Below are 21,605 nucleotides of genomic sequence, written 5' to 3'. Positions count from 1 at the left end.
ACCGTCAGTGCCTTCTTGGATCGGTTGAATCGGGACCTAGACACTCCAGATTCTCCCGACCCAGAAGGCACTTCCTACGTCACCACGCCGAACGAACACCCACTCGCTCCACGGATCGAGGCTAAGCACGGAAGACCCCCGCGAACCAGGGCGGCGGGTTCGCGGGGGTCTTCGCGTCGAAGTCGACCTTGTCCACGCCCGGCTTCGCGATGACCAGCCTGCCCCGCGACGCCGGATCGCGCTGGTGTACCGGGAAAGCGCCTGTCGGGCCGACGAGCACGCGGCGATCGCCGCGGAGTTGCGACGGGTCGTGCGGATCCGCCGGCTGCCGGTGCGCTTGACTGGCGACAGGGCATTGGCGAGCTGAGTCCGCCATGACATTCCTGGGGAGAACAATGAAGATCACTAGGCGTTGGCTGCCGCCGGTCGCTGTCATGCTCGTGGGCGTCGCGATCACCGTCACGTGGTGGCGCTTGCCGACGGCGCGGTGACATCGTGGCCTTCGACGCGCCGTCCTGGGACATTGAGGAGCCGATGATCAAACGGGTCGTCGGACTCGGCGGAGACACTCTGGTGTGGGACCGCGACGGGAAGCTCCAGGTCAACGGGCGGGCGATCGAGGAGCCGTATGTCCGCAAGGACGACCCGTACCCGAACGGGTACGACGGGACGGTAACGATTCCGGAGGGCACCGTGTTCGTAGTCGGCGATTGGCGCGGCAACTCAGCCGACTCGCGATTCCGCAGCGATATGCCGCATGACGGTGCGATCCCACTCGCCGCGGTCAAGGGTGTGGTGGTTGCTATCGGTGCCCGGTCGCTGCCCGAGGTCACCGCGTTCACCGACGCCGGCCAGCCGAACGCGCCGCGCGACGCCCCGTCGGCGAGCGCGCTGTTCTGGATCGCCAGTAGCGGTGGTGTGGTGTTCCTGCTCGGAACCATCTGGCTCGGGCTGCGGCTGACCCGCAAGCGCGCAGCCCAGTAGAAGAAGGCCAGATGGGCGGCGGTGGGACTCGCCGCCGCCCACCGGGATCAGGACGCCGGCTGGCGGCGTGGCGGGATATCCGAGGGTTTCGGGGTGCGCTGCACCGGGATCGGTGGAGGGGCTTCAGGCAGTCCGTAGTAGCGATAGAGCGCCGTGGCGTCCGCCGCGGACAGCGTGCCCGCGGCCTGGGGGGCGTTTTTCACCTTGTCCAACCCGACATCCACCTGCAGGCCCTGGTCGCCTGGGTGCGCGCCGGATAGGGGAACGAAACTCTCCTTCGGGCCGAACAGGCCGGTCTTCACCGTCACCCAACCGGGTTCATGGGTGGAGCCGTCGAGGTACACCGTCCCGACCCGGCCGATCTTGCGGCCTTGTGGGTCGTACACATCGTGGCCGATCAGGTCCTGCGGTCTCATGCGGACACGGTCACTCCACTGGGCCCCCACCGCAACCGCGAGCGTCTCGGACGCCTCACCCACACCTGGTCGAGAGTTGGACCGAAAGAAGGGTGAGTGCGCCCTGTTCGTGTGGTTCTCGCTCGATCCGGCGGGAAACACGTGACCTTTGGTAGATCAAACCGGCCGTCGTCCCCGGCTGGTGGTGTCCACATGGATCACCCCATCGGGGGGTGCGATGGCCAAGGCTGGGCCAAGGCGATCAAGCCCGAGCCCGGGGCCATCCACTCATAAGTCCAGCACAGCGAACCGTCGTCCAGGACTGCGCGGACCCGCCGGTACTGCGACCCTTCGTATTCGTCGGTCACGGCCAGTGACTCCGCCGACGCTGGCTCGACCACCCACCCGGACACGCCGGGACCGTCGCCGAGCCGCAGCGCCGGGTAGCCCTGGCCCGTGTCGAACAGTTCCCCGCGGACCCGCGCGCGGCGTGGCGCGCCGACGACCAGAGGGGCGAGCACGTCCCAGGCGGACGCTCCGGGCTGCAGGGTGCCGTAGACGAACAGCGAGCCCGGGTAGTCCCGCGGGTCCGGGTCGCCGGTCACCACGTCCACGGCCAAGCCGTCAGTGGTGGCGGCCACGCCGGGGGACGCGGGGGAGGAGCACCGAACCATGGCTCCGTCGACCAGCAGCGGGCGGCGGGCCGCGGTGGCCCCGACGTAGGCGAGGACCCGGTCGAGGACGGCGCCGTTCTCCAGCGTGACCCGCCCGGTGCGCAGCCGGGCCAGGTGGTGCCGCTCGCCCCGGCCCTCACACCGGTCGATGGCCCTGACCTGGTCGGGGGTCGCCAGAAGCACCGCGTGCGACTCCGTTCCCGGCAGCGCCGCGATGACCGCGGGCCGGGAGGTGTCGACGACCCGCGGACCCGCCGCCCACACCGCCGCCAGACCCTCGCAGCGCGCCCGCAGGACGACCATCGGGCCCGGCATCCCCAGCTCGGCACGCAGCCACGTCAGCTTGGACGGGCACGCGTTCGACCCGTACGCCAGGAGCGGCACCCGCTCGGCCTGCACCGCCGCGCCACGCTCGGCGAGCCAGGCGTCGAGTTCCACCTCCCCGACCCGCCAGCCCGCCGGGTCGGCGCGAAGCGGCCAGCCGTGGCCGTCGACGTGCGCGTAGGAGAACGCGGGACAGCCGCCGGGATACGGCAGCGCGGGATATTCGGCATCCGAGAACACGGACCTACTTCTGCCCCTCGGCTTCCAGCTCGGCGATGAAGTCCGCCCAGAACTCCTCGACGACCCGCTCGAACCGGATGCCCAGTTCCAGCGACTTCACCTGCCACCGGTCGGCGTGGTTGATGATCTGCTCGTGCTGTTCGAGGTAGCCGTCCGCGCGGGCCTTGTGCGAGGCGTGCCGGGCCTTGGCCAGCGCCACCAGGTCGCCCTCGTCGCCGAAGGACGCGAAGAACAGCTTCAGCAGACCCAGGTCGCGGACCTCGGTCTGCTCCGGGGTCGGCGAGGCCAGCCACTTCGCCAGCGCCTCGCGACCCTTCGGGGTGATCGAGTAGGTCCGCTTGCGCCTGCCGCCCTCCTCGACGGACGCGGTGACCAGGCCGTCCTCGGCCAGCCGCGCGGGCTCGTCGTAGAGCTGCGAGTGGGCGAACGCCCAGAAGTTGCCGATCGTGTAACCGACCCGCTGCTTGAGGTCGTAGCTCGTGGCGGGGCCGTGCGACAGCATCCCCAGCACAACGTACGAGGTCGCGTTGAGCTTGCGGTCTCGCGGAGACGTGGCGGGCAGGGTGGGTCACCTCCTGGATCTGCGCAAACCCTACCTAGTCGGTTGGGCGTGCGCGTCCGTTCGGCCTACCGCACCCTGCCCGGTCCGTCGGATCAGTCCAGGTGGCGGACGTCGAGCTTGCCCTCGGCGTGCTGGGCGCGGAGGACCTTCTTGTCGAACTTGCCGACGCTCGTCTTGGGCACCTCGGAGACGAATGTCCAGTTCTCCGGCAGCTGCCATTTGGCGACCTTGTCGGAAAGGAACTCGCGCAGCTCGGCGGGCTCGGCGCTTGCGCCCTCCCGCAGCACGACCGCCACCAGCGGGCGCTCGTCCCACTTGTCGTCCGGCACGCCGATGACGGCGGCCTCGGCGATCGCCGGGTGGCCCATCACGTGGTTCTCCAGCTCGACCGAGGAGATCCACTCGCCGCCGGACTTGATGATGTCCTTGGAGCGGTCGGTCAGGGTCAGGAAGCCGTCCGGGGTCAGCGTGCCGACGTCGCCGGTGCGCAGCCAGCCGTCGTCGAACTTCTCAGATCCATCGGCGCCGTCCGCTGCGTCGGCTTCCTCATCGAGCCGGTAATACGACCCGGTGATCCACGGCCCGCGAACCTCCAGCTCACCGACGCTTTCGCCGTCCCACGGCAACTCTTCGCCGTTGTCGCCGACGAGCCGGGCGGTCACGCCCGCGGGCAGCCTGCCCTGCGTGTAGCGGTAGTCCCAGGTCTCCGACTCCGACAGCCCGGCGGGCGGGCGGCACAGGGTGCCCAGCGGCGAGGTCTCGGTCATGCCCCAGGCGTGCACGATGTGGACGCCGTACTTCTCGGCGAAGGTGTGCATCATCGACGGCGGGCAGGCCGCGCCGCCGACGACGACCTCGCGCAGCGAGCTGAGGTCGGCCGGGCGCTGGTCGAGGTAGGCGAGCACGCCCTGCCAGATCGTCGGCACGGCGGCGGAGTGGGTCGGCTTGGTGGCCTCGATGAGCTTGGCCAGCGGCTCGGGCTGCAGGAACCGGTCCGGCATGATCAGCGAGGCGCCGCACATGAACGCCGCGTACGGCATGCCCCAGGACATCGCGTGGAACTGCGGGACGATCACCAGCGAGCGGTCCCCGGCCGAGAGGCCCATGCCGTCGGCGGCGCAGACCTGCATCGAGTGCAGCCAGATCGAGCGGTGCGAGTAGACGACGCCCTTGGGGTTGCCGGTGGTGCCCGAGGTGTAGCACATCGCCGCGGCGGAGCGTTCGTCGATCTCCGGCCACTCGAACTCGTCGGACTGCGCCGCGAGGAGGTCGTCGTACGAGTGAACCCGCACGCCTTCGGGCGCGGTGAGCCCGCCCGCGTCGCCGTTGGCCACGATGACGTGCTTGACCGTCTCGAACGTCGGCAGGACCTTCGCCAGCAGCGGCGCGATGGTCGCGTCGACGATGACCACGTGGTCCTCGGCGTGGTTGGCGATGTAGGTGAGCTGCTCGGGGAACAGCCGGACGTTGAGGGTGTGCAGCACCGCGCCCATGGCGGGCACCGCGAGGTACGCGGTGAGGTGCTCGGCGTTGTTCCACATGAACGTCGCGACCCGCTGGTCACCGGTCACACCGAGGCCGCGCAGCGCGTTGGCCAGCCGGGCGGACTGGGCTCCGACCTCGGCGAACGTGGTCGTCCGGCCCTCCGATCCGGTCCAGGTCACGACCTCGCTGCCCGCGTGCACGGTGGCGCCGTGACGCAGCAGCGTGGCGATGGACAGCTGGGCGTCCTGCATGGTGCTCAACATCGTCGACAAGCTCCCTGGGGTGAAGAAAGGCGGAATCGGACCCCGACTACCGGCAAGTAATGAAGCAACGATAGTGCGCGGAACGCCTCCGCGGCAGGCCCGAAACCTGCACTCTCCTCATGTTGATCATGCTGTCACGCTGTGTCGCGACACCCTGTCGGGGTGCTCCCAGCAGGAGGTTTCTGCGTGTCGGGGGTATGTTGCCCAACGAGGTGTCGTTTACTGGTGAAAGGCATCCGGCGACCGGGGTCGCATCCTTAGTGGAGGGTGGGATCCGTTCCCCTCCTCCGTGACCCTCGGTAGCCAAAGGTGTACGCCAGACAACTTGTCTGACCCTCCGCTACCGCGGCGGGTGAAGAAGGAAGGACTACCACGTTGGCTCTGCCCACGTTGACTCCCGAGCAGCGCGCTGACGCGCTCGCCAAGGCAGCCGAAGCCCGCAAGGCGCGCTCCGAGCTGCTGGCGTCGATCAAGTCCGGTGAGCGGACCATCGCGTCTGTGCTCGGCAAGGCCAAGGACGACAAGACCATCGGCAAGACCAAGGTCGCGGCGCTGCTCAAGGCCGTGCCCGGTCTGGGCGCGGTGAAGGTCGCTGCCCTGCTGGAGCAGTCCGGCATCGACCCGGACCGCCGCGCGGCGGGCCTGGGCGACCGGCAGCGCGCAGCGCTGATCGACGCGCTCAACTGATCTGCCCATCACCGCTGGTGGGCGGCGGCGACGCCGTCCACCAGCGGTGGCGGTGGGCAAGGCCATACCGCGGGCTGGCCATCGGCTGGGCATGATGGACCTGTGACAGCCGACGGACCGCAAGCGCTGGTCGAGAACTACCGGCCGGGTGATTTCCTGCTCGCCGGACCGTCGGCCACCTTGCTCGCCACCGGATGCCAGGCTGTCGTCAGCGAACCGGACCCCGACGAACTGGCGGCCCGGGTGGGAAAGCTGCTGCTCGACACGGCCGTGCCGGTCGCCGTCGGCGCCCTCCCGTTCGACCCGGATGCCCAGCCCAGGCTGGTCATCCCGGCGGCTGTCCGCCGCTCCGGACGCGCGTCCACCCGGCCGACCACGGCCTGGACCCAGGCGCCCCGCGTCACCCCGATTCCCGAGCCCGCGGCCTACGCGCACGCCGTCGAACAGGTCGTCCGCAGGCTGCGGAGCGACCCTGAGCTGCGCAAAGTCGTCCTGGCGCGAGCGGTCGAACTTGAATTCGACTCCGCCGTCGACATCGCCCGACTGCTTCCCGGCCTCGCCGCGGCCAACCCGATCGGCTTCACCTACGCCGCCGACCTCGACGGCCGCACCCTCCTGGGCGCCAGCCCCGAACTGCTGCTGCGGCGCACCGGCGACCAGGTCGTGTCCAACCCCCTGGCCGGGTCGGTGCCGCGGGGTGTCGATGCCGCCGCCGACGAGAAGGTCGCGGCCGCGCTGCTGGCCTCGGCCAAAGACCAGGGCGAACACCGGGTGGTCGTCGAGGCCGTGGTCGAGGTCCTGCGCCCGTTCTGCAGGCGGCTGACCGTCCCGGCGACGCCGTCGCTGGTCAAGACCCCGACGGTGTGGCACCTGTCGACCCGCGTCACCGGTGAGCTCATCGACTCCGAGGTGTCGGCGCTGCGACTGGCCGCGGCCCTGCACCCGACGCCCGCGGTCTGCGGGACGCCGACAGCGGCGGCGCGGGCGGTCATCGCCGAACGCGAGCCGTTCGACCGCGGTTTCTACAGCGGGGTGGTCGGCTGGTGCGACGCGGCGGGTGACGGCGAGTGGGTCGTGGCCATCCGGTGCGCCGAGGTCGAGGCCGCTCGGATGCGTCTGTTCGCCGGCGCCGGGATCATGCCGGACTCCGTGCCCACGTCGGAACTGGCCGAGACCGACGCCAAGTTCCGCACGCTGCTGGCCGCCCTCGGCGTGACCCTCTGACCTGCGAAGATCATCGCGTAACCAGTCCCGAACGGCGTCGTTGAACCGGGTGACGCCCGCGGTCACAAATTGGTACCCGTGGGTAATCTGAACTTCGTTCGGTATTAATAACGCCGAACGAAGGCTACAGTCGTGCCCGTGGGAGCCCCGACGTTAACGTCGCCGCTGCCTCCCGAGCTGCTCGACTTGGCGCGACAGCTGCTGGCGAGGCTGCCGGAACTTGCCTCCGAACTGGCCGCCCTCCTCAGCGAGAAAGAGGAGTTCTACCGCCGGGTGAACGCCAGCGCGCCCGAGGAACTGCGCAAGGTGTGCGAGGTCAACCTGCGCAACGCCTTCACCGCGTTCATCGAGGGCAGGGACGCCTCCGTCGAGGCCGTCCGCAAGACTGGACTCGCCCAGGCCAGGCAGGGAATCCCGCTCTCGGCGGTGCTGCGCGCCTTCCGGATCGCCGGCACCTTCACCTACGAGACGCTCATGGAGCGGGCCATCCCGCCCGGCATCATCACCCCGGAACAGCTGCTGCCGGTCAGCACCACCGTGTGGCGCATCATCGACAGCTATTCGGCGGTCATCACCGCCGCGTACAGCGAGTTCGAGGCTCACTCGGCGCGGTACGACGAGAAGGCCCGGCTGGGGCTGATCGACGGGCTGCTCGACGGCAGGCTGACCAAGCAGGCCGAACTCGACGACGCGGCGAAGGCGCTGAACCTGCCGCAGGCGGGCACGTTCGTGGTCGTGTTCGGCGACCGGACGAGCGGTGCCGAGCGGTCCGCGGCCCTGGTCGACCCCCGACGCTGGCGGATGGTGTGGCGCAGCCTGCCCGAAGCCGAGATCGGCATTGTCGCCGTGGAGCGGGCCACCGACCTGCGGGCGCTGCGTGAGGCACTCGACAGCGCGGGCCACGGCATCGGCATGAGTCCGCCGGTGTCCGGGCTGCGGCGGATCCCGGCGGCGCTGCGGCGCGCGCGGATCGCCCGGCGCTGCCTGGCCGCGGGTGAGACGGGTGTCGTCGGATTCGGCGACCAGCCGCTCACCACGCTGGTCGCGGGCAGCCGCGAACTGGCCAGGGAATTGGCCCGGGAAGTGCTCTCCGGGGTTCTCGAACTGCCGAAGGCGGAGCAGGACGTGCTCCTGAAGACTCTGCATGCCTGGTACGCCGAGGGTGGCTCGGCGAAATCGACCGCGGCCCGGCTTTTCGTCCATCCGAATACCGTGCGCTACCGCATTCGCCGGATCCAGGAACTCACCAAGCGGGACCTCGCGGACCCGCGCAGCATCGCCGAGCTTTATGCCTCGGTGGAGACCGCGCGGCTCGATCCGACACTTGGCTCAGCGGCTGACGCCTGAACAGTCCAGACCACTCGTCGGCAAATCACTTTGCGCAGTGCCCTGAATCCGCGCTGTGCGCGCATTCCCGCTGCTTGACCCGGTGCCCGGGTCAACGATTCGCGATGAAACCCGTTGTGCCGTCTTGTTCCGTGCAACAGTCTTGTTTGTAGATATAGGCCATTCAGTCCAACTCGGTTGGGCTGAATGGCCTCACCTGACCGACCTGAATCAACCTTCGACTCCTGCTGTGACCCCCGTCACTAAATTGACCCCACGGGTGCGGCACTACCGTTGGGTAACTTCGCGGCGGATGTGACCCCAGTCTCACTCTAGGAGGACCTTTGCGAGCCGTTCCCGGTTCCCCCAGGCGATCCACGGCCATGTCGGGGGCTGCCCGATGAGGACACTCCTGTCAGTCGTCGTGCCGGTCCTCAACGAGGAACGGCGCCTCCCAGCCACTCTGGTCGGCCTTGCCTATGCGCTGCGGGGGTTCTCCCGGCGCACCGAGATCGTCGTCGTCGACAACGGCAGCACCGACGGCAGCGCCGAGATCGCGCGCGCCCACCGTGCCGGTCCGGTGCCGATCCGGATCATCGACTGCGCCGAGCGCGGCAAGGGTGCCGCGGTCCGTGCGGGAATCCTCGCCACCGACAGCAGCTACGTCGGATTCTGCGACGCGGACCTTGCCACCAACATGGACGCGCTGGTTCCGACGATGGACTGCCTGAACGGCGGCGTGAACGTAGTGGTCGGCTCGCGGGCGCACCCGATGTCGGATGTCCGCGCCCGGCACAGCATGGTCCGCCAGGTCGGCGCCTGGGCGTTCCGGCGCGCGGTCGGCTCGCTGGTGCCCAACGTCGGCGACACCCAGTGCGGGTTCAAGTTCTTCGACCGGGACACCGCGGAGCGGATCTTCCTTCCGCTGCGCACCACAGGTTTCGCGTTCGACGTCGAGCTGCTCGCCCGGGCCCGGCGCTCCGGCGCGGTGATCGCCGAGCTGCCCGTCCGCTGGACCGACGTGCCCGGCTCGACGTTCAGCCCGATGCGCGACGGCTACCGCAGTTTCGCCGCGCTGCGCGAGATCCGGGAACTGCTCGACCGCGAGACGCACGTTCCCGCGCGTCGGATCATCACCGCCGACGCGGCGATAGCGGAGGTCGCGTAGGTGACTGACGCGCTCAAGCCCTTGCGCGGTGCGCGGGTCGTGGTCGTCAACTGGCGCGACTGCGGACACAGCCTCGCGGGTGGCGCCGAGGAGTACGCCGTGCGGGTCGCCGAGGCGATGGCCCGCGCCGGCGCGTGGGTCACCTATCTGACCGCCCGCGACGAGGGGCAGACCTCCGGTGAACGAACGGACACGCTCACCACCGTGCGCCGAGGCGGGCAGTGGACTGTCTACCTCTGGGCGCTGCTGTGGTTGCTGCGCAACCGAAGGCGAGTCGACGTGGTGGTCGACTGCCAGAACGGCATTCCCTTCTTCAGTCCGCTGGTCCTCGCCCGGCGCACCCGAGTGGTGTTGCTGATGCACCACGTCCACGACGCGCAGTTCGCGGTGCACTTCCCGCCGTGGCTGGCCGCGATCGGCCGGTGGCTCGAAGGCCCCGCGGCCCAGCGGGTCTACCGCGACGCCGTCACCGTCGCGGTGTCACCGTCGACCGTGCACGCGATGCGCGCCCGGCTGGGCTGGACGGGTCCGGTGTACGTGGTGCCCAACGGCATGGACCAGGCGCCGAAGGCCCGAGTCGCGCGCGAAGCCGAACCGACGCTGGTGTGCCTGGGCAGGCTGGTGACGCACAAGCGGGTCGACCGTCTCATCAGGACAGTGGAGGCGCTGCTCGACCGCTGGCCGACGCTGCGGCTGCACGTCGTCGGCGGTGGACCGGAAGAGGGGGCGCTGCGGGCGCTCGCCGCTCGCCTCGACGGCGCCGTCGACGTGCACGGGTATGTCGACGGTGCCACGAAATCGGCTCTGCTGGGCCGTTCCTGGCTCAACGTGACCTTGTCCGACGGCGAAGGCTGGGGACTGGCGGTCGTCGAAGCGGCCGCGCACGGCGTTCCCACGCTCTGCCGAGACGTCGACGGACTGCGCGACTCGGTGCGCCACGGCGACACCGGCTGGCTCGTCCCGAACGGCGCCGACCTCACCGAAGCCGTCGACCAGGTGCTCACCGACCTCGCCGATCCGGCCCGCGCCGAAGCCGTGGCCAAGGCGTGCCAAGACTGGGCGACCCGGTTCGACTGGGCCGCGACCGGTGAGCGATTCACCACTCTCGTGGCCGCTTTGCGGGCCGGACTGAAGATCGGTGAATGGCAGTCGGGAATGCCTGAGGCGATCATCGCGGAATTTCCCGCCGACACCGAACCGTATCAGCCGACATCGGTCGGAACGCGGTCCGGGACCGACGGAATCGGCCAGTGGGCATTGGTCGAGCAGTGCCATGGCGGCGACCTGCTCGCCGAGCTCGAACGTGCTGGTCGGACCGGTGTCACGGTCCGGGCGGCGGCCGACGCGGAACGACTGCTGGGCGGATCCCTGCGCAATCCCCGGGAAGGTGCGACATGAGGCCTGGAACATAACGGATTGGCCGGATCGGCCATTCAGCAGTGTCGCCGACAGGCTTCCAGGACGTACATTCCGCAGGTATTACCGCCGAGTAAGAAGTAGTTGTCGACCGTTTAGCGGTCAGGAGTACAGGAGGACCCTTTGCGTCGCGTCATCACCTTCGTCCTGCTCGGTCTGGGGGTGTTCGCGGTTGCCACCGGCCTGTTGCTGAAGCTCTACGCCTACCCCAGGCTGGCCAAGGTTCCGCACAACATCGACGCCAAATCCGTCGCGCAGGGAAGTGGCATCACCGCGCTCGTCTACGTGCCGAACGGCTCGTCGGTGAAGCCCGAGATCCGCGAGAACCTGAGTCTGACGTCGACCACGAAGGTCACCGGCGACCTCAGCCAGCCGGAGGTCACGCGCGACAGCGACGTCACCTCCTGGGTCGAGTCGTCCATCGTCAAGGACGACGCGACAAGGCTGACGGTCACCGCGGGCCTGCGGCGGATCTGTCTGGACCGGCACACCGGTGAAGCCGTGGTGCCGTGCGAAGGCCAGTACTACCAGGATGAACTCGACCAGCGCGTGCGGGCGAGCCGCGGGGACCTGCAGCAGCCGGGACTGAACTTCAAGTTCCCGTTCGGCACCGAACAGCGCACGTACAAGTGGTACGACACCGAGGTGAAGAAGGCTGTCGACGCGAAGTTCGAAGGCGTCGAGCAGATCAAGGGCCTCGAGGTCTACCGGTTCGTCCTGAACGTGCCGCCGACGAAGATCTCCGAGCGCGAGGTTCCCGGCAGCCTGATCGGCCGCGAAGGCGAGCCCACGGTCAAGGTCGACCTGTACTACGAGGCCAGCCGGACGCTGTGGGTGGAGCCGACGACCGGTGCGATCGTCTCCGGTCGACAGGACGGCAAGCAGGAGCTGCGCACGCCGGATCAGCAGAACGGCAAAGGCACCTACGTGTTCAACGGGACGCTGCAGCTCAACGACGAGACGGTGAGCAAGAACGCCGCGGAGGCGGAGAAGAACCTCTCCAAGCTGTTCGCGATCACCACGCTGCCGACGATCCTGTGGATCTCCGGCGCCGTGCTCATCCTGGTCGCGCTGGTGATGCTGCTGCTCGGCGGCAGCAGGCAACCGGCTCGGGGTCTCGGCAACCCGCCGACCCGACGGCAGGGCGTCGGCGCGGGAGTCTGAAAAGGACGGACGAACGGGAACGCCGCTCAGGCGTTCCCGTTCTTTCGCAGGACAAGCACGAGGTTCCAGGACGCGACCTCACGCAGGCCGGGCACGTGCACGATCCACGTCGCCCACGACGGGTGGTAGCGGGGGAACGCCCGGACGAGCGTCGCCTCCTCGCAGTTCTTCGCCCACTTGATCGCGGCGCCGATGGAGAATGCGAACAGGCTTTCCCCGAACTTGTTCTTGGGTTCCTCGCCATTCTTCTCGGCGAATCGGCGGCGCGCGTAATGGCCGCCGAGGAAATGCCATGGCGACGTCTCGTGGCCACCCCATGGTGAATACCACGGCGTGAACGACATGAAGATCGTGCCACCCGGCTTGGTCACCCGGACCATCTCGTCGAGCATCACGTGCGGTGTCGGGACGTGTTCGAGGACGTTGGACGAATAGCAGATGTCGACCGACCCGGTGCGCACCGGCAACTCGGTGCCGCTGGCCCGGATCATGTTCTCACCATGCTGCCCACGTGCGGAAAGTTCGCCCACGTCGGGGTCGAGGCCCAGGTAGTGGGCGCCCGCGGCGCGGAAGGCGTCGGAGAAGTAGCCCGGTCCGCCGCCCACGTCGAGGATGATTCGGCCGTCGAGATCGGCGTAGGAGTTCACCTGGCGGGCGGAGTCCTCGGCGAGCGTCTGATAGAACGTGTCGCGGTCGGTCTGTTCATTTCGGAATGCCTTGAACAGTCGCACGGACCGGTCCAGCGTCGCGGAGAAGGGCAAGGTGTTCGTCATCGATAACGACGTCCTTCGGTGCGGACCGACAATAGCCTCGATGATACCGGGAAATACCGGGAAGTAACCAAAATCGGTTCGAGAAAACCGTCAGCGAGTGGTTCCACGCAGTTCGTTGACGAGGTCGTCCAGCAGCGTCCCCGCGGCCTCGGGGTCGAAGTCGCGGGCGCGGGCGCGCATGGTGATCGTCGTCGTGTCGGCCACGGTGACCGCGCCGAACGCGACCGCCGAGCGTCCACTCGCCGCGGGGTGGAAGGCCAGCGTGCGCACGACGTCCGAAGTGGACGCCGCGCCCAGGTTGGACACCAGGAAGCTCGAACCGAGACGGTTGGCGAGCAACCGGGTGCCCAGCGTGGTCAGCAAGCCGGGAGAGTCGGGGAACCGCGGCTCCGGGGCTTGGCCCGCCAGTGCCTGGCTGATGTGCGTCTGATCGGTGGATTCCAGTGGCAGGCGCAGGAAAGCGCTCTCGTCGCGGGGGGCGATGTCGTCGCCGCCGCGCCGGGAGACGCCGACGGCGGCGACGAGCCGGTCCGCGCCCGCGTCGTGGCGCTGGTTCCACGCCGTCACGGCGGTGGCCGCGGCAGCGGTGAGTTTGCTTGTCCCAGCCCGGATCCGCGGTTCGTGGCGGGTCAGGAGCAACTCGCCGGCCTGCTGGCCGTGCATGCTCGGCTCGACCCGCGCGGGCGGGTGGAGCAGCGCTTCGGTGACGCGGCGGGCGGCTGAGCGTAGGAACGACTCGCCCGCGGGACGGTCGGCGACACCGACCGCGCCGGAGGTCACCGGGATGTCCATGGCGGCGCCGAGCAGGGCGAGCAGGCCGAGCCCGTCGCAGGCGCCGTGATGCGCGGCGATGAGCAGCTCGCGTGGCCCGACCGCGATCCTGACCAGGGAATCGTCTGGCAGATAAGCGGTTTCCGCGAACTCGTGGCGGAGGATGTCGAGCGACTCCGCCTCGGCGACGTCCGGTGTCGGCCCGAGATGGGGAAAGCGCGCGCACACCTCGTCGAGGCCGCGCCGCACCGACGCCGGATCGGGCTGGGCGGCCAACTCCGCGTGCAGCAGGATGCTCCAGCTGACCGTCGGATCACCGAAGCCCGACGTGGGCGCGCCCACCGGTCAGGGGGTGCCGTAGTTGACGACGCCGTTGTCCCCGTTGCCCTTCGGCCGGTCGCGCAGGTCCAGCTTGCTCTCGCTGTCGGGGCTCGCGGCGCTGGTGACCCCGAACGTGACGCCGGTGGCCAGGCCGAGCCCGACCATAACCGCCACCAGTGCTGCAACGATCTTGCCCACCTGATTACTCCTCGCGCCGGGTCAGTCCGCTCAATCTACCGGTCGGTAACGCGAGCCACAACCAGCTCACAGTCACGATCAGCAACGCGCTGAAGTCGGCCAGCAGCACGGGAAAGCGCATTGGGCCGACTGCAGTAGCGGCGTCCACGGGACCGGGCACCCGGTACAGGGTCAACCACTCTCCGCGGTACCGCTCCGCCAGCGGCTCAAGGACTTCCGGGTCGACGACTCCCGGCGTGCCGTGCTCGACCAGGACCCAGCCGATGCCGACCGCGCCGAGGTCGCCGTGCGCGGCAAGGGTTTCGCGGATCGGCGGCAGCCGGGTGTCCTCACCGGCCACCGGCCGCCCGCCCACGTGGACGGTGTCGTCGATGACCGTGGTCTTCGGCAGAATCCTTGGTGCGGGGTCGAGTTGGGTGCGGTCGTCGTTCCAGCCGAACCGCCGGAACGTCGACAGCGGCAGCGTCAGCACGTCTCCCGGCCGGTCGTCGGCCAGGAGAATCCCGCGGACCTCGGCCCAGTCCTGGGGATAGTGGACGGTCTCGAGTCGGCCGAAGCCCGCCAGAGCCAGGTCCGGCATGGAGACCACGGGGAGCAGCGCGGCCGCGGCGAGCGCGGCGAGCCGCCCGCGAGGCAGGTGGCGCACGGCTTGCTCCATGGCGATCGCGAACCCCATGGCCAGTGGGAGAGCCCACCAGGCCACCCACTTCTGCGCGTCGCGCAGGAGTCCCGCGCCCGGGATCTCGCTCACCGCCCAGCGCAGGATCTCGGCGCCGAACGGGATCGTGCCCAACAAGGCGAGGTACACGCCAAGCGCCCCGAGTCCGAGGATCGCGACGGCCGGTTCCCAGCGCCTGGCCAGTTCCCGGCAACCGAGCAGTGCCGCGACAGCCACGGCGATGGTGAGGATCGGGACCAGCGGCAGCTCCCGGCTCGCGGGGACGACCTCGCTGTTCCAGTAGCCGCCGAGACCGAGCACGCTGGTGACCGCGCCGCCCCAGTTCTCCCCCCGCGCGTCGAACAGTGACACGGCGTCCGGAGTGGACACTCCGGGGCGCAGGATCGACGGGACCCACCACGGTGCGTTCAGCACGGTGACCGCGGCGAGCGTCGGCAGGGCGCGGCGCCACCCGGCGGCGGCGAAAGCCGTTCCGGCGGCGAGAAGTCCGCCCGACGGGGTCAACACGGCGGGTGCGGACCAGGCGACCAGCCGCGTCCATGCCTTCGGTTCGCCGCGGCGCAGCGCGAGCCCGGCCCCGGCGATCCACGGCAGGCAGGCGTAGGCGAGCAGGTACGGCCAGTGGCCCATGAAGAGGCGCTCGGCGAGGTACGCGGTCCACCCGTAGCCGACGGCGGCGACGAGTCGGACGCCGGTGGACTCCGTCGGCACCAGCCTGCCCGCGCCGAGGGGGCCGAGGAAGAACGCGAGGAGCAGGATCAGCTTCTGGACGAGGTCACCCGGAAGGATGTGGGTGAGGCCCGCGATCACCGCGTCGGCGGGGACGGAGCGGGCGGGGGCGGAGCCGAGGCCGAGGCTGTCGGGCACCAGCGGCTGGGTGGGGCTGAACACCATGTCGTAGTTCAGGACGAACCCGGCGCCGAGCAGTGGACCCACGATGACCAGCGATAACAGCGCGCTCACGGTCGGTAGGGCCGACCGGCGCAGCCACGTTGGACCGTTCAGACCTGGATCGGACACACCTGTTCTCCGAGCTTGTTGGCCGCTAGAGTCTTCTAAATTACCGGCAGGTAACCAGAAGGGCGCGCCCTTGACGGTCAGCGGTTCGAAAGAGGCTACGCCCGCCCTCGGGCGCGGCAGATTCGACGCCGTGCTGGTCGCGGGCGCACTCGGGGTCAACAACGTCGCCAGCTATTTGCTCACCCTGGTGGCGGCGCGGCTGCTCGTCCCGGCGTCGTTCGGTGAACTCGGCTCACTGCTCGCGGTCCTGGTGATCGGCGCGGTCCCCGCGCTGGGTCTGCAGACGGTCGTGGCGTTGCGGGTGGCGGGTGACTCGTCGCGGCGGCCACCGGGTCCGCTGGTGGCGCTCGGGTTCGGGACCAGCGCGTCGATCACGGTGGTCGCGCTGCTGAGCGTGCCGCTGTTCGTGTGGCTGCTGCATCTCGACGGTCCCGGGTCGATGTTGTTCGTCGCGCTGGCGCTGGGACCGATCACGCTCAACGGGCTCTGGTACGGCTCGCTGCAAGGCGCGCAACGGTTCGGGACCATGGCTCGGCTGCTGCTGGCCGAAGGTGTGGGGCGGATTGGGGGCACCCTCGTCGGCCTGCTGATCACCCGGACTCCGACCGGCGCGCTCGCCGGGGCCGCGTTCGGCGCCATGGCGGTGGCGTTCGCCGGGTGGCTGATCTGCGGCCGACCCAAGCCCGCGCGCCTGGACTTCGCCCACGTACGGGACGTGCTGCACGCGGCGCAGGCGCTGCTTGCCTTGGTGCTGCTGGTCAATCTCGACTTGGTGCTGGCCCGGCACACGCTGCCGGAGGACGTGGCCGGGGAGTACGCGGTGGGCGCGGTGCTCACGAAGATCGCCTACTGGCTGCCTTACGCGATCGCCGTGGTGGTGTTGCCCCGGTTGGCCAGCGATGAGGGCAGGCGCCGGGTGATTCCCTTGGCGCTCGGGCTGTGTGCCGCGTTGAACGCTCTCGTGGTGGGCGGCGCGGCGCTGTTCGGTGAGCTTGGGGTGCGGGTGATCGGCGGGGCGAAGTACGCCGACAGTGTGGTGCCGTTGTGGGAGTTCGCGCTGGTCGGGTCGTTGCTGTCGTTGGTGCAGATCTTGTTGTTCTCGCGGATCGCGAGTGCTGACCGGCGGTCGACGGTGTTGACGTGGGTGGCTGTGCTCGTGGAGATCGGGTTGGTTTTCGCCTGGTTCAACGGGTCTTTGACGAACGTGGTCACCGCGGCGGTGATCGCCACCGGGGCACTCGCGGCGGCGGGCGCAGTGGTCGAGTCGCGCTCCCGCCGCGTTCCGGTCGCGGTGGCTTGATCTACCCGTGCTTGGGCGGGGCGAATGCTCCACGATGCGAACCGGGGCGTGGTGGCCGCAGGCCGACGATGGGTTGCCGATCATGCGCGGCAAGACCGACACCGACTGGCCGCAACCCGGTCGCGGAGCGAGCAGACGACGCCCGCGCACCAGGTGACGATCTTGTGTGGCGAGGCGAGCGCTTAAGGCACCGCGGTGGCGCGTCGCATCCCTTCGTAGGCGTCGCGCAACTCGCGTGCCTCGGGCAGGTGCCGGGCTTCCACGGCGCCCACGATTTCCGCGGCGCGCCAGTGGTTGGACGGAACGACGCGGCCGGACAGGATCGCTTCCTGGGTGGCGTGGCAGGCCTCGTCGAGGCGGTCGGTGACGAGCAGCGCCAGGGCGAGGTCGAGGTTGGCCGAGGCGACGCGGCGCGGCCATCTCTGACCTTCGTGGTCGGGTTTGAGCCGGGAGATGATCTCCCGCGCGTAGCTTTCGGCGGCGGGGTCACCGACCCATGCCAGGGTGGTCGCCACGTAGGCCACGGACTTATCTGGATCGTAGCGGAAGTGGTGCTCGGGGCGGTCAGGGCGGGCCATTGGGGACACCAGCTTGGTCACCCGGTCGATGGCAGCATAGGTCTCGCGCGGGTTGCTGAGGCGCGCCCAGGCGCGGCCTTCCTGGGCGGTTGACTGCACGGCGATTGAACTGCCTGCTGGGGCGAGTTCCTGGGCCGCGCGCGACAGCTTGACCGCGCGCCGGTAGTCGCCCTCGGTCAGCACCCGCCAGGCTTCGGTCTCGAAGCACCAGGCCCGGATCTCGTCGTGCTCGGCGTGGCGGGCCAGGCTCGCCGCGGTGCGCAGGCGCGCGGTGGCCGCCGCGTGGTGTTTGAGGTCGATGTGCACTGTCGCCGCGAGCAGCGACAGCCAGCCACCGAGCACCAGCAACCGGCGCCGCCCGACCAGGGTCATGCGGCTGTCCGTCAGGGAGGAAACATACGCGAGATGACTGCGCAGACGCACCAGCAGGTCCTGTGGGGCGGTCACCGGGTAGGCCATCGCCAGCTCGTCCATCGCGCCTTCGAGTTGGCCCAGCGTCTCATCGCCGACGTCGCTGGCCGCCACCCTGCGCGCCAACTCCACTGCGGCGGTCTCGTCGTCGTATCCGTCGAAGACGGACGAGGTGTTGCCAGTGAGCGGCGTCGTTGTGAAGCTGTGTGCCTTGGCGCGGAGGGCTTCCAGCGCGGAGCGCCGGGCACGAAGGTCGCACTCCTGCCGCGCGGTTTCCAGGTCCCGGTACGCGGCCAGCAGTGATCCGCCCGCCTCCACGATCCGGTCGGCGGTCTGCCAGAACTGCTCATCGGCGCGACCGCGCCCCTTCTCGATGTGGGTCACCGTCGTCCGGTCGCAGTACACCGCCGCCGCGAGCTGACCTTGGGTGACGCCGGCCGCAGTGCGCAACATCGCCAGACGTTGTCCGAGCGAGCACCGCAGTTCGGCTATGCCCGCCGATTCACGCGCCATCTCATCCCACGCTCCCCAAGGGTCTGTCCGGCTCAACCGCCCCAGCCAGGATAGCCGCAGGTGACAACCAGTGTGGCGGCGTCGCACACAGGGTGACCCACAGCGCCCGCCTTCCGGTTGTGTGGGCCCATGGCACCCGGCGTCGCCTGCCCATCCCGAGGTTCCCCGACGCCTCCGGTGTTGGTGGCGGCACCCGGCGCCGCGTGCGGTTCCACCCCGAGCGGGCACCACGCACGGAAGGCGACCATGACCACCGACGGCGGCGGACCGACCGCGACCACCGTTCAGGCAGACGAACCACGCTGGTATCTGTCCCGCTACGACGACCACGTGCACGCATTCGACCCTGACCAGTCCTCCACGGCCTACTCGGCGGCGCTGTGCTCCCACACCGCGCCGAACACCCGGATCATCTGCACCGACCACGGGACACGATGCCTGGCCTGCCTGCTCATCCACGGCGACCAACTCGCCGACCGGAACGGAGACGTGTCATGGCGACTGTGACCAGCGGCTGGGCAGCCGGGGTGTTCCGGCAGCTACGACATTGGGCGACCGATGGCGCGCGCACCTTCATTCATGACCACGGCGTGACCTTCTACGCGGTGTGCGGGTCGCCGTGTCTGGACGCGCCCGAGGTGCGGCGAATCTGGTGGGACTGGCCAAGTTGCGCGATCTGCGCCGCCCGACTCTACGACGTCCCCGCCTGGGGCCACGGCGTCCTGCAGACCGACGTGGCACACGCGCACGGACCACGCCCCGGCCTCGCCATGTGCGACACCCTGCTCATCACCGACCTACCCGACATCACCCACCGCTACGACCTACGAGCCTGCACCCACTGCCTCGACGACCTTCTCGATTCCTCCAAACACAAGTGACATCGGTTCAGGTGGTGCTGGGAGGAGGTGCGGTCGTCGGCGTTGGACTGGTCGAACCCAGCCGCTGCCCTTCGGGAAACAGATGGCAGCCGGTACGCGCGGACAGGATTGTGGCGAGCTTAGTGCCGAAGATGAGCTCACCGCCATACTCGTCGGACAGGGAAATTTCATGATCACCAGGTTGGTCGACCACGGTGACCACCGTGGTGAATCCATAGGGGCTCGCAATCTCGGTGACAATCCGTACGGCGTCCGGCCACTTGTCGTCGGGAATGTTGGCCTCGGTGTAGTAGCCGGGCAGGCCGCGCGACTCCTTAAGTGCTTGCTCAACAGCCGGGAAGTCACGACATCCTGAAGCACCTCCCTTACGTACCGGAACCATCGACGGGAGGCCGATTCCCTGTGTCAAGCGGTCTCGAATCGCAGTTCGCAAATCTTCGTAGCGTTGGGTGATCTGCTCGATGTCGGGGCGGGCGCGCATTTCGTTGTACTGGGCGGCCCTGTCAGCGCTGCTGGTGTCCATTGTGGTGGCGGGTGAGCGGCGGGTGGGAGATCCGCACGCGCCCACCGCGACAAGTGTGGCGATCGCGATCGCGAAAGCTGATCTCCGTGCCGACCGGTAAGGCACCCGGTGCTCCTCTCGTGTTGCGGGCCTCACAGGCGGGCACCCGCATCGATGCCGCCGATGATGTTGGCCATGTTCCATTCGCTGGTGGTGTACTTGTCGCCCGCGCGAAGATATTCGCTGTGCCCGGATGAGGCGTCGAAATGGCGGCCGTCGGGCGCGGTGTATTCCTGTGTGGACATTTGGGTCAGGTCGCGGATGGCGCTCGGGGCGGGACCATGGTGTTCGGTGTATCCGACGAGGGTGACGTCGTCGTCGGGCGCGGCCATGTTGTAGCCGTGGCCCTGGGGAATGTGCAGCTCGGATGCCTTGTCCACGTCGATGCCGGGGGAGCCGAAGAACACGGCCTCATCCACCCCGGTGTTGGGGTGGTCGCGCAGCATGATGCCGGTGGTCAATGAGCCGTAGGAGTGGCCCAGCGCGGTCAGGTGCGGGTCGGTGCGGCTGGAGGCGTTGATGCCCTCCAGGAACGGCGCGAGCCGGTTCGCGCCATCGGTGGCGCGGTCGTCAGACAGCGCGCCAGCCGCGTCCCACATGGTGTCCGTATTGGGCGGCTCGTAGCCCAACCAGGTCACCACCGCCACCGTCTCATGTGGCCTTTGCGCACGTCCAAGCTCGTCCTCAGTGCGTTCCTTCAGCTCGCGCATGTCATTGTCGTAGCCGGTCATGTTGCCGCCGACGCTGGAGTTCATGCCGGGGGTGAACACCGCGACATGATCGGCGTTGCTGACGTCGCCGATGGCGACAGCGGCCTTGGCGCGGTCCCCAACTGTGTCCAGCAGGAGGAGTTGATGGTCGGGGCCGCTTCAGCATTTCGTCGATCTTGTCGAGGGAGGTGAGTTTGGCCTGGATGCGGGCGAACTCCTCGGCGTTCCCGGAGGCTTGTGCGCGGGTCGCCTCGGCTTCGAGGTTGGCTCGTTCGATGGGCATGCGTGCCCGGTTGGCCTTGTCGCGGTCGGCGGCGGGCACCCCGTCGAGGTTGCCGATCAGGTCCGGGCGGTTGGCCAGCAGCCACGCCTTCTCCCCAGCCCCAAGGCTGGCGTACCAGCCGGCGTTGTCGGCCGGGGTTCCACCGACAGGCGGTTCGATCATCGACAGGTGCCCGGCCGCCGCCCCAGCACTGGCGGCGGCGGTCAACCCGCCCACCTCCCCGGCGTTCACCCCGCCGTCAAGGATCTTGTTCAGCACGTGGCACAGGTCGTCGTCGATGTCGTTCGCCCTGCGCATCACCTGTTCCACCCGGTCGACCAGCTCAGCTTGCATCCGCCTGCGCTCGGCGGTGGCGTCCTCACCTTGAACGTCGGACCCATCCGGCGGGCCGTTGTCGTGCACCGTGCCGTCGTCGGCGACCCGGAAACCGTGCGTGTTCGCCAGGTAGTCGATCTCCTCGATACCGTGCAGCAGCCCGCTGACCGCGTCGGCCGTCTCACCCATGGCCTGCCGCAACGCCGACACCTCGGCCAGGTCATCCTCCAAGCCGTCGCGAGCAACGTCAGTCGTTGCGCCGCGGCCACGGCGGTCTCACCGGTCCAACTCGGAGTCGCGCCGGCGGAGTCCACCTCGTCGGCCAACCCGAGCAACGCGGTGCACCGGCCGTTGAGGTCCCCCGTCGCGGTATGCAGC

23 protein-coding genes are annotated in these 21,605 nt (G+C 69.1%); 10 read left to right on the top strand and 13 right to left on the bottom strand.

The annotated features are described in order from the left end of the window. Positions 1-121 precede the first annotated feature (121 nt). A complete protein-coding gene (locus ACRDSQ_RS14945; protein WP_431421724.1) occupies positions 122-463 on the bottom strand; it encodes a hypothetical protein in 342 nt (113 codons plus the stop codon). Between ACRDSQ_RS14945 and lepB the strand changes: the two genes are divergently transcribed. Next, positions 430-984 (top strand): signal peptidase I, encoded by a 555-nt coding sequence (gene lepB / locus ACRDSQ_RS14940; RefSeq protein ID WP_431421727.1) that lies wholly within the window; start codon positions 430-432, stop codon positions 982-984. The genes ACRDSQ_RS14945 and lepB overlap by 34 nt on opposite strands. 47 nt (positions 985-1,031) lie before the next feature. Here the strand turns inward: lepB and ACRDSQ_RS14935 are convergent, their stop codons facing one another. The 4 genes from ACRDSQ_RS14935 to ACRDSQ_RS14920 form a co-directional block, all read right to left on the bottom strand. Continuing rightward, positions 1,032-1,400, bottom strand: coding sequence for a PRC-barrel domain-containing protein (locus ACRDSQ_RS14935; protein WP_431421723.1), 369 nt, complete (start codon positions 1,398-1,400; stop codon positions 1,032-1,034). A 197-nt stretch (positions 1,401-1,597) separates the two neighbouring features. Further along, positions 1,598-2,617, bottom strand: coding sequence for a gamma-glutamylcyclotransferase family protein (locus ACRDSQ_RS14930; protein ID WP_431421722.1), 1,020 nt, complete (start codon positions 2,615-2,617; stop codon positions 1,598-1,600). Positions 2,618-2,621: 4 nt separating this feature from the next. Next, positions 2,622-3,119 (bottom strand): PadR family transcriptional regulator, encoded by a 498-nt coding sequence (locus tag ACRDSQ_RS14925; RefSeq protein ID WP_431421721.1) that lies wholly within the window; start codon positions 3,117-3,119, stop codon positions 2,622-2,624. A gap of 152 nt (positions 3,120-3,271) precedes the next feature. Next, entirely contained in the window at positions 3,272-4,927 is a 1,656-nt protein-coding gene (locus tag ACRDSQ_RS14920) for a long-chain fatty acid--CoA ligase (RefSeq protein ID WP_431421720.1), read from the bottom strand. Positions 4,928-5,302: 375 nt separating this feature from the next. Here ACRDSQ_RS14920 and mihF point away from each other — a divergent pair, with 375 nt between their 5' ends. The 6 genes from mihF to ACRDSQ_RS14890 all read left to right on the top strand — a co-directional run bounded on the left by mihF (position 5,303) and on the right by ACRDSQ_RS14890 (position 11,912). Further along, a complete protein-coding gene (gene mihF, locus ACRDSQ_RS14915) occupies positions 5,303-5,614 on the top strand; it encodes an integration host factor, actinobacterial type (protein WP_091379082.1) in 312 nt (103 codons plus the stop codon). A 102-nt stretch (positions 5,615-5,716) separates the two neighbouring features. Beyond that, on the top strand, positions 5,717-6,838 hold the full coding sequence (locus ACRDSQ_RS14910; RefSeq protein WP_431421719.1) for an isochorismate synthase: 1,122 nt from the start codon (positions 5,717-5,719) through the stop codon (positions 6,836-6,838). A 138-nt stretch (positions 6,839-6,976) separates the two neighbouring features. Then, positions 6,977-8,185 carry a PucR family transcriptional regulator gene (locus ACRDSQ_RS14905; RefSeq protein ID WP_431421718.1) on the top strand — a complete coding sequence of 403 codons (1,209 nt, stop codon included), beginning with the start codon at positions 6,977-6,979 and terminating at the stop codon, positions 8,183-8,185. 379 nt (positions 8,186-8,564) lie between these two features. Further along, a complete protein-coding gene (locus tag ACRDSQ_RS14900) occupies positions 8,565-9,332 on the top strand; it encodes a dolichyl-phosphate beta-glucosyltransferase (RefSeq protein WP_431421717.1) in 768 nt (255 codons plus the stop codon). Continuing rightward, positions 9,333-10,730, top strand: a complete 1,398-nt coding sequence (locus tag ACRDSQ_RS14895; RefSeq protein WP_431421716.1) for a glycosyltransferase family 4 protein — start codon at positions 9,333-9,335, stop codon at positions 10,728-10,730. A 141-nt stretch (positions 10,731-10,871) separates the two neighbouring features. Beyond that, the gene (locus ACRDSQ_RS14890; protein ID WP_431421715.1) at positions 10,872-11,912 is read left to right on the top strand and encodes a DUF3068 domain-containing protein; all 1,041 of its coding nucleotides are present in this window, start codon (positions 10,872-10,874) and stop codon (positions 11,910-11,912) included. Between the two features lie 26 nt (positions 11,913-11,938). Here ACRDSQ_RS14890 and ACRDSQ_RS14885 read toward each other — a convergent pair whose 3' ends face one another. From ACRDSQ_RS14885 to ACRDSQ_RS14870, 4 genes are all read right to left on the bottom strand, one after another. Then, positions 11,939-12,643: a class I SAM-dependent methyltransferase gene (locus ACRDSQ_RS14885; protein ID WP_431421725.1), complete on the bottom strand. Its 705-nt coding sequence runs from the start codon at positions 12,641-12,643 to the stop codon at positions 11,939-11,941. Between the two features lie 132 nt (positions 12,644-12,775). Further along, a complete protein-coding gene (locus ACRDSQ_RS14880; RefSeq protein WP_431421714.1) occupies positions 12,776-13,798 on the bottom strand; it encodes a hypothetical protein in 1,023 nt (340 codons plus the stop codon). A gap of 3 nt (positions 13,799-13,801) precedes the next feature. Continuing rightward, positions 13,802-13,975 (bottom strand): DUF2613 family protein, encoded by a 174-nt coding sequence (locus ACRDSQ_RS14875; RefSeq protein WP_431421712.1) that lies wholly within the window; start codon positions 13,973-13,975, stop codon positions 13,802-13,804. A 4-nt stretch (positions 13,976-13,979) separates the two neighbouring features. Next, complete coding sequence (locus ACRDSQ_RS14870) at positions 13,980-15,617, bottom strand: hypothetical protein (RefSeq protein ID WP_431421710.1); 1,638 nt, start codon at positions 15,615-15,617, stop codon at positions 13,980-13,982. A 127-nt stretch (positions 15,618-15,744) separates the two neighbouring features. On the opposite strand from ACRDSQ_RS14870, the gene ACRDSQ_RS14865 reads away from it, so the two are divergent. After that, positions 15,745-16,974 (top strand): lipopolysaccharide biosynthesis protein, encoded by a 1,230-nt coding sequence (locus ACRDSQ_RS14865; RefSeq protein ID WP_431421708.1) that lies wholly within the window; start codon positions 15,745-15,747, stop codon positions 16,972-16,974. Between the two features lie 182 nt (positions 16,975-17,156). On the opposite strand, the gene ACRDSQ_RS14860 is transcribed toward ACRDSQ_RS14865, so the two are convergent. Next, entirely contained in the window at positions 17,157-18,476 is a 1,320-nt protein-coding gene (locus ACRDSQ_RS14860) for a helix-turn-helix transcriptional regulator (protein WP_431421707.1), read from the bottom strand. A 246-nt stretch (positions 18,477-18,722) separates the two neighbouring features. On the opposite strand from ACRDSQ_RS14860, the gene ACRDSQ_RS14855 reads away from it, so the two are divergent. Beyond that, complete coding sequence (locus ACRDSQ_RS14855) at positions 18,723-18,983, top strand: hypothetical protein (protein WP_431421706.1); 261 nt, start codon at positions 18,723-18,725, stop codon at positions 18,981-18,983. Further along, entirely contained in the window at positions 18,971-19,357 is a 387-nt protein-coding gene (locus tag ACRDSQ_RS14850; protein WP_431421705.1) for a hypothetical protein, read from the top strand. The genes ACRDSQ_RS14855 and ACRDSQ_RS14850 overlap by 13 nt, the downstream gene beginning before the upstream one ends. A 7-nt stretch (positions 19,358-19,364) precedes the next feature. Here the strand turns inward: ACRDSQ_RS14850 and ACRDSQ_RS14845 are convergent, their stop codons facing one another. From ACRDSQ_RS14845 to ACRDSQ_RS14835, 3 genes are all read right to left on the bottom strand, one after another. Then, the gene (locus ACRDSQ_RS14845) at positions 19,365-19,880 is read right to left on the bottom strand and encodes an LppA family lipoprotein (RefSeq protein WP_431421704.1); all 516 of its coding nucleotides are present in this window, start codon (positions 19,878-19,880) and stop codon (positions 19,365-19,367) included. Between the two features lie 131 nt (positions 19,881-20,011). Continuing rightward, a complete protein-coding gene (locus tag ACRDSQ_RS14840) occupies positions 20,012-20,689 on the bottom strand; it encodes an alpha/beta hydrolase (protein ID WP_431421703.1) in 678 nt (225 codons plus the stop codon). Next, a complete protein-coding gene (locus ACRDSQ_RS14835; RefSeq protein ID WP_431421701.1) occupies positions 20,631-21,458 on the bottom strand; it encodes a hypothetical protein in 828 nt (275 codons plus the stop codon). Before ACRDSQ_RS14835 ends, ACRDSQ_RS14840 begins: the two co-directional genes overlap by 59 nt. Positions 21,459-21,605 lie beyond the last annotated feature (147 nt).

This window comes from Actinokineospora sp. (assembly GCF_050699995.1).
GTDB lineage: Bacteria > Actinomycetota > Actinomycetes > Mycobacteriales > Pseudonocardiaceae > Actinokineospora.
This window is presented reverse-complemented; position numbering and strand designations above follow the sequence as displayed.

Coding starts and splice junctions, on each gene's coding strand:
- ACRDSQ_RS14855 (WP_431421706.1), top strand. CDS start 18,723: ATGACCACCGACGGCGGCGGACCGACCGCGACCACCGTTCAGGCAGAC.
- ACRDSQ_RS14935 (WP_431421723.1), bottom strand. CDS start 1,400: ATGAGACCGCAGGACCTGATCGGCCACGATGTGTACGACCCACAAGGC.
- ACRDSQ_RS14920 (WP_431421720.1), bottom strand. CDS start 4,927: ATGTTGAGCACCATGCAGGACGCCCAGCTGTCCATCGCCACGCTGCTG.
- ACRDSQ_RS14925 (WP_431421721.1), bottom strand. CDS start 3,119: ATGCTGTCGCACGGCCCCGCCACGAGCTACGACCTCAAGCAGCGGGTC.
- ACRDSQ_RS14860 (WP_431421707.1), bottom strand. CDS start 18,476: ATGGCGCGTGAATCGGCGGGCATAGCCGAACTGCGGTGCTCGCTCGGA.
- ACRDSQ_RS14850 (WP_431421705.1), top strand. CDS start 18,971: ATGGCGACTGTGACCAGCGGCTGGGCAGCCGGGGTGTTCCGGCAGCTA.
- ACRDSQ_RS14845 (WP_431421704.1), bottom strand. CDS start 19,880: ATGGACACCAGCAGCGCTGACAGGGCCGCCCAGTACAACGAAATGCGC.
- ACRDSQ_RS14900 (WP_431421717.1), top strand. CDS start 8,565: ATGAGGACACTCCTGTCAGTCGTCGTGCCGGTCCTCAACGAGGAACGG.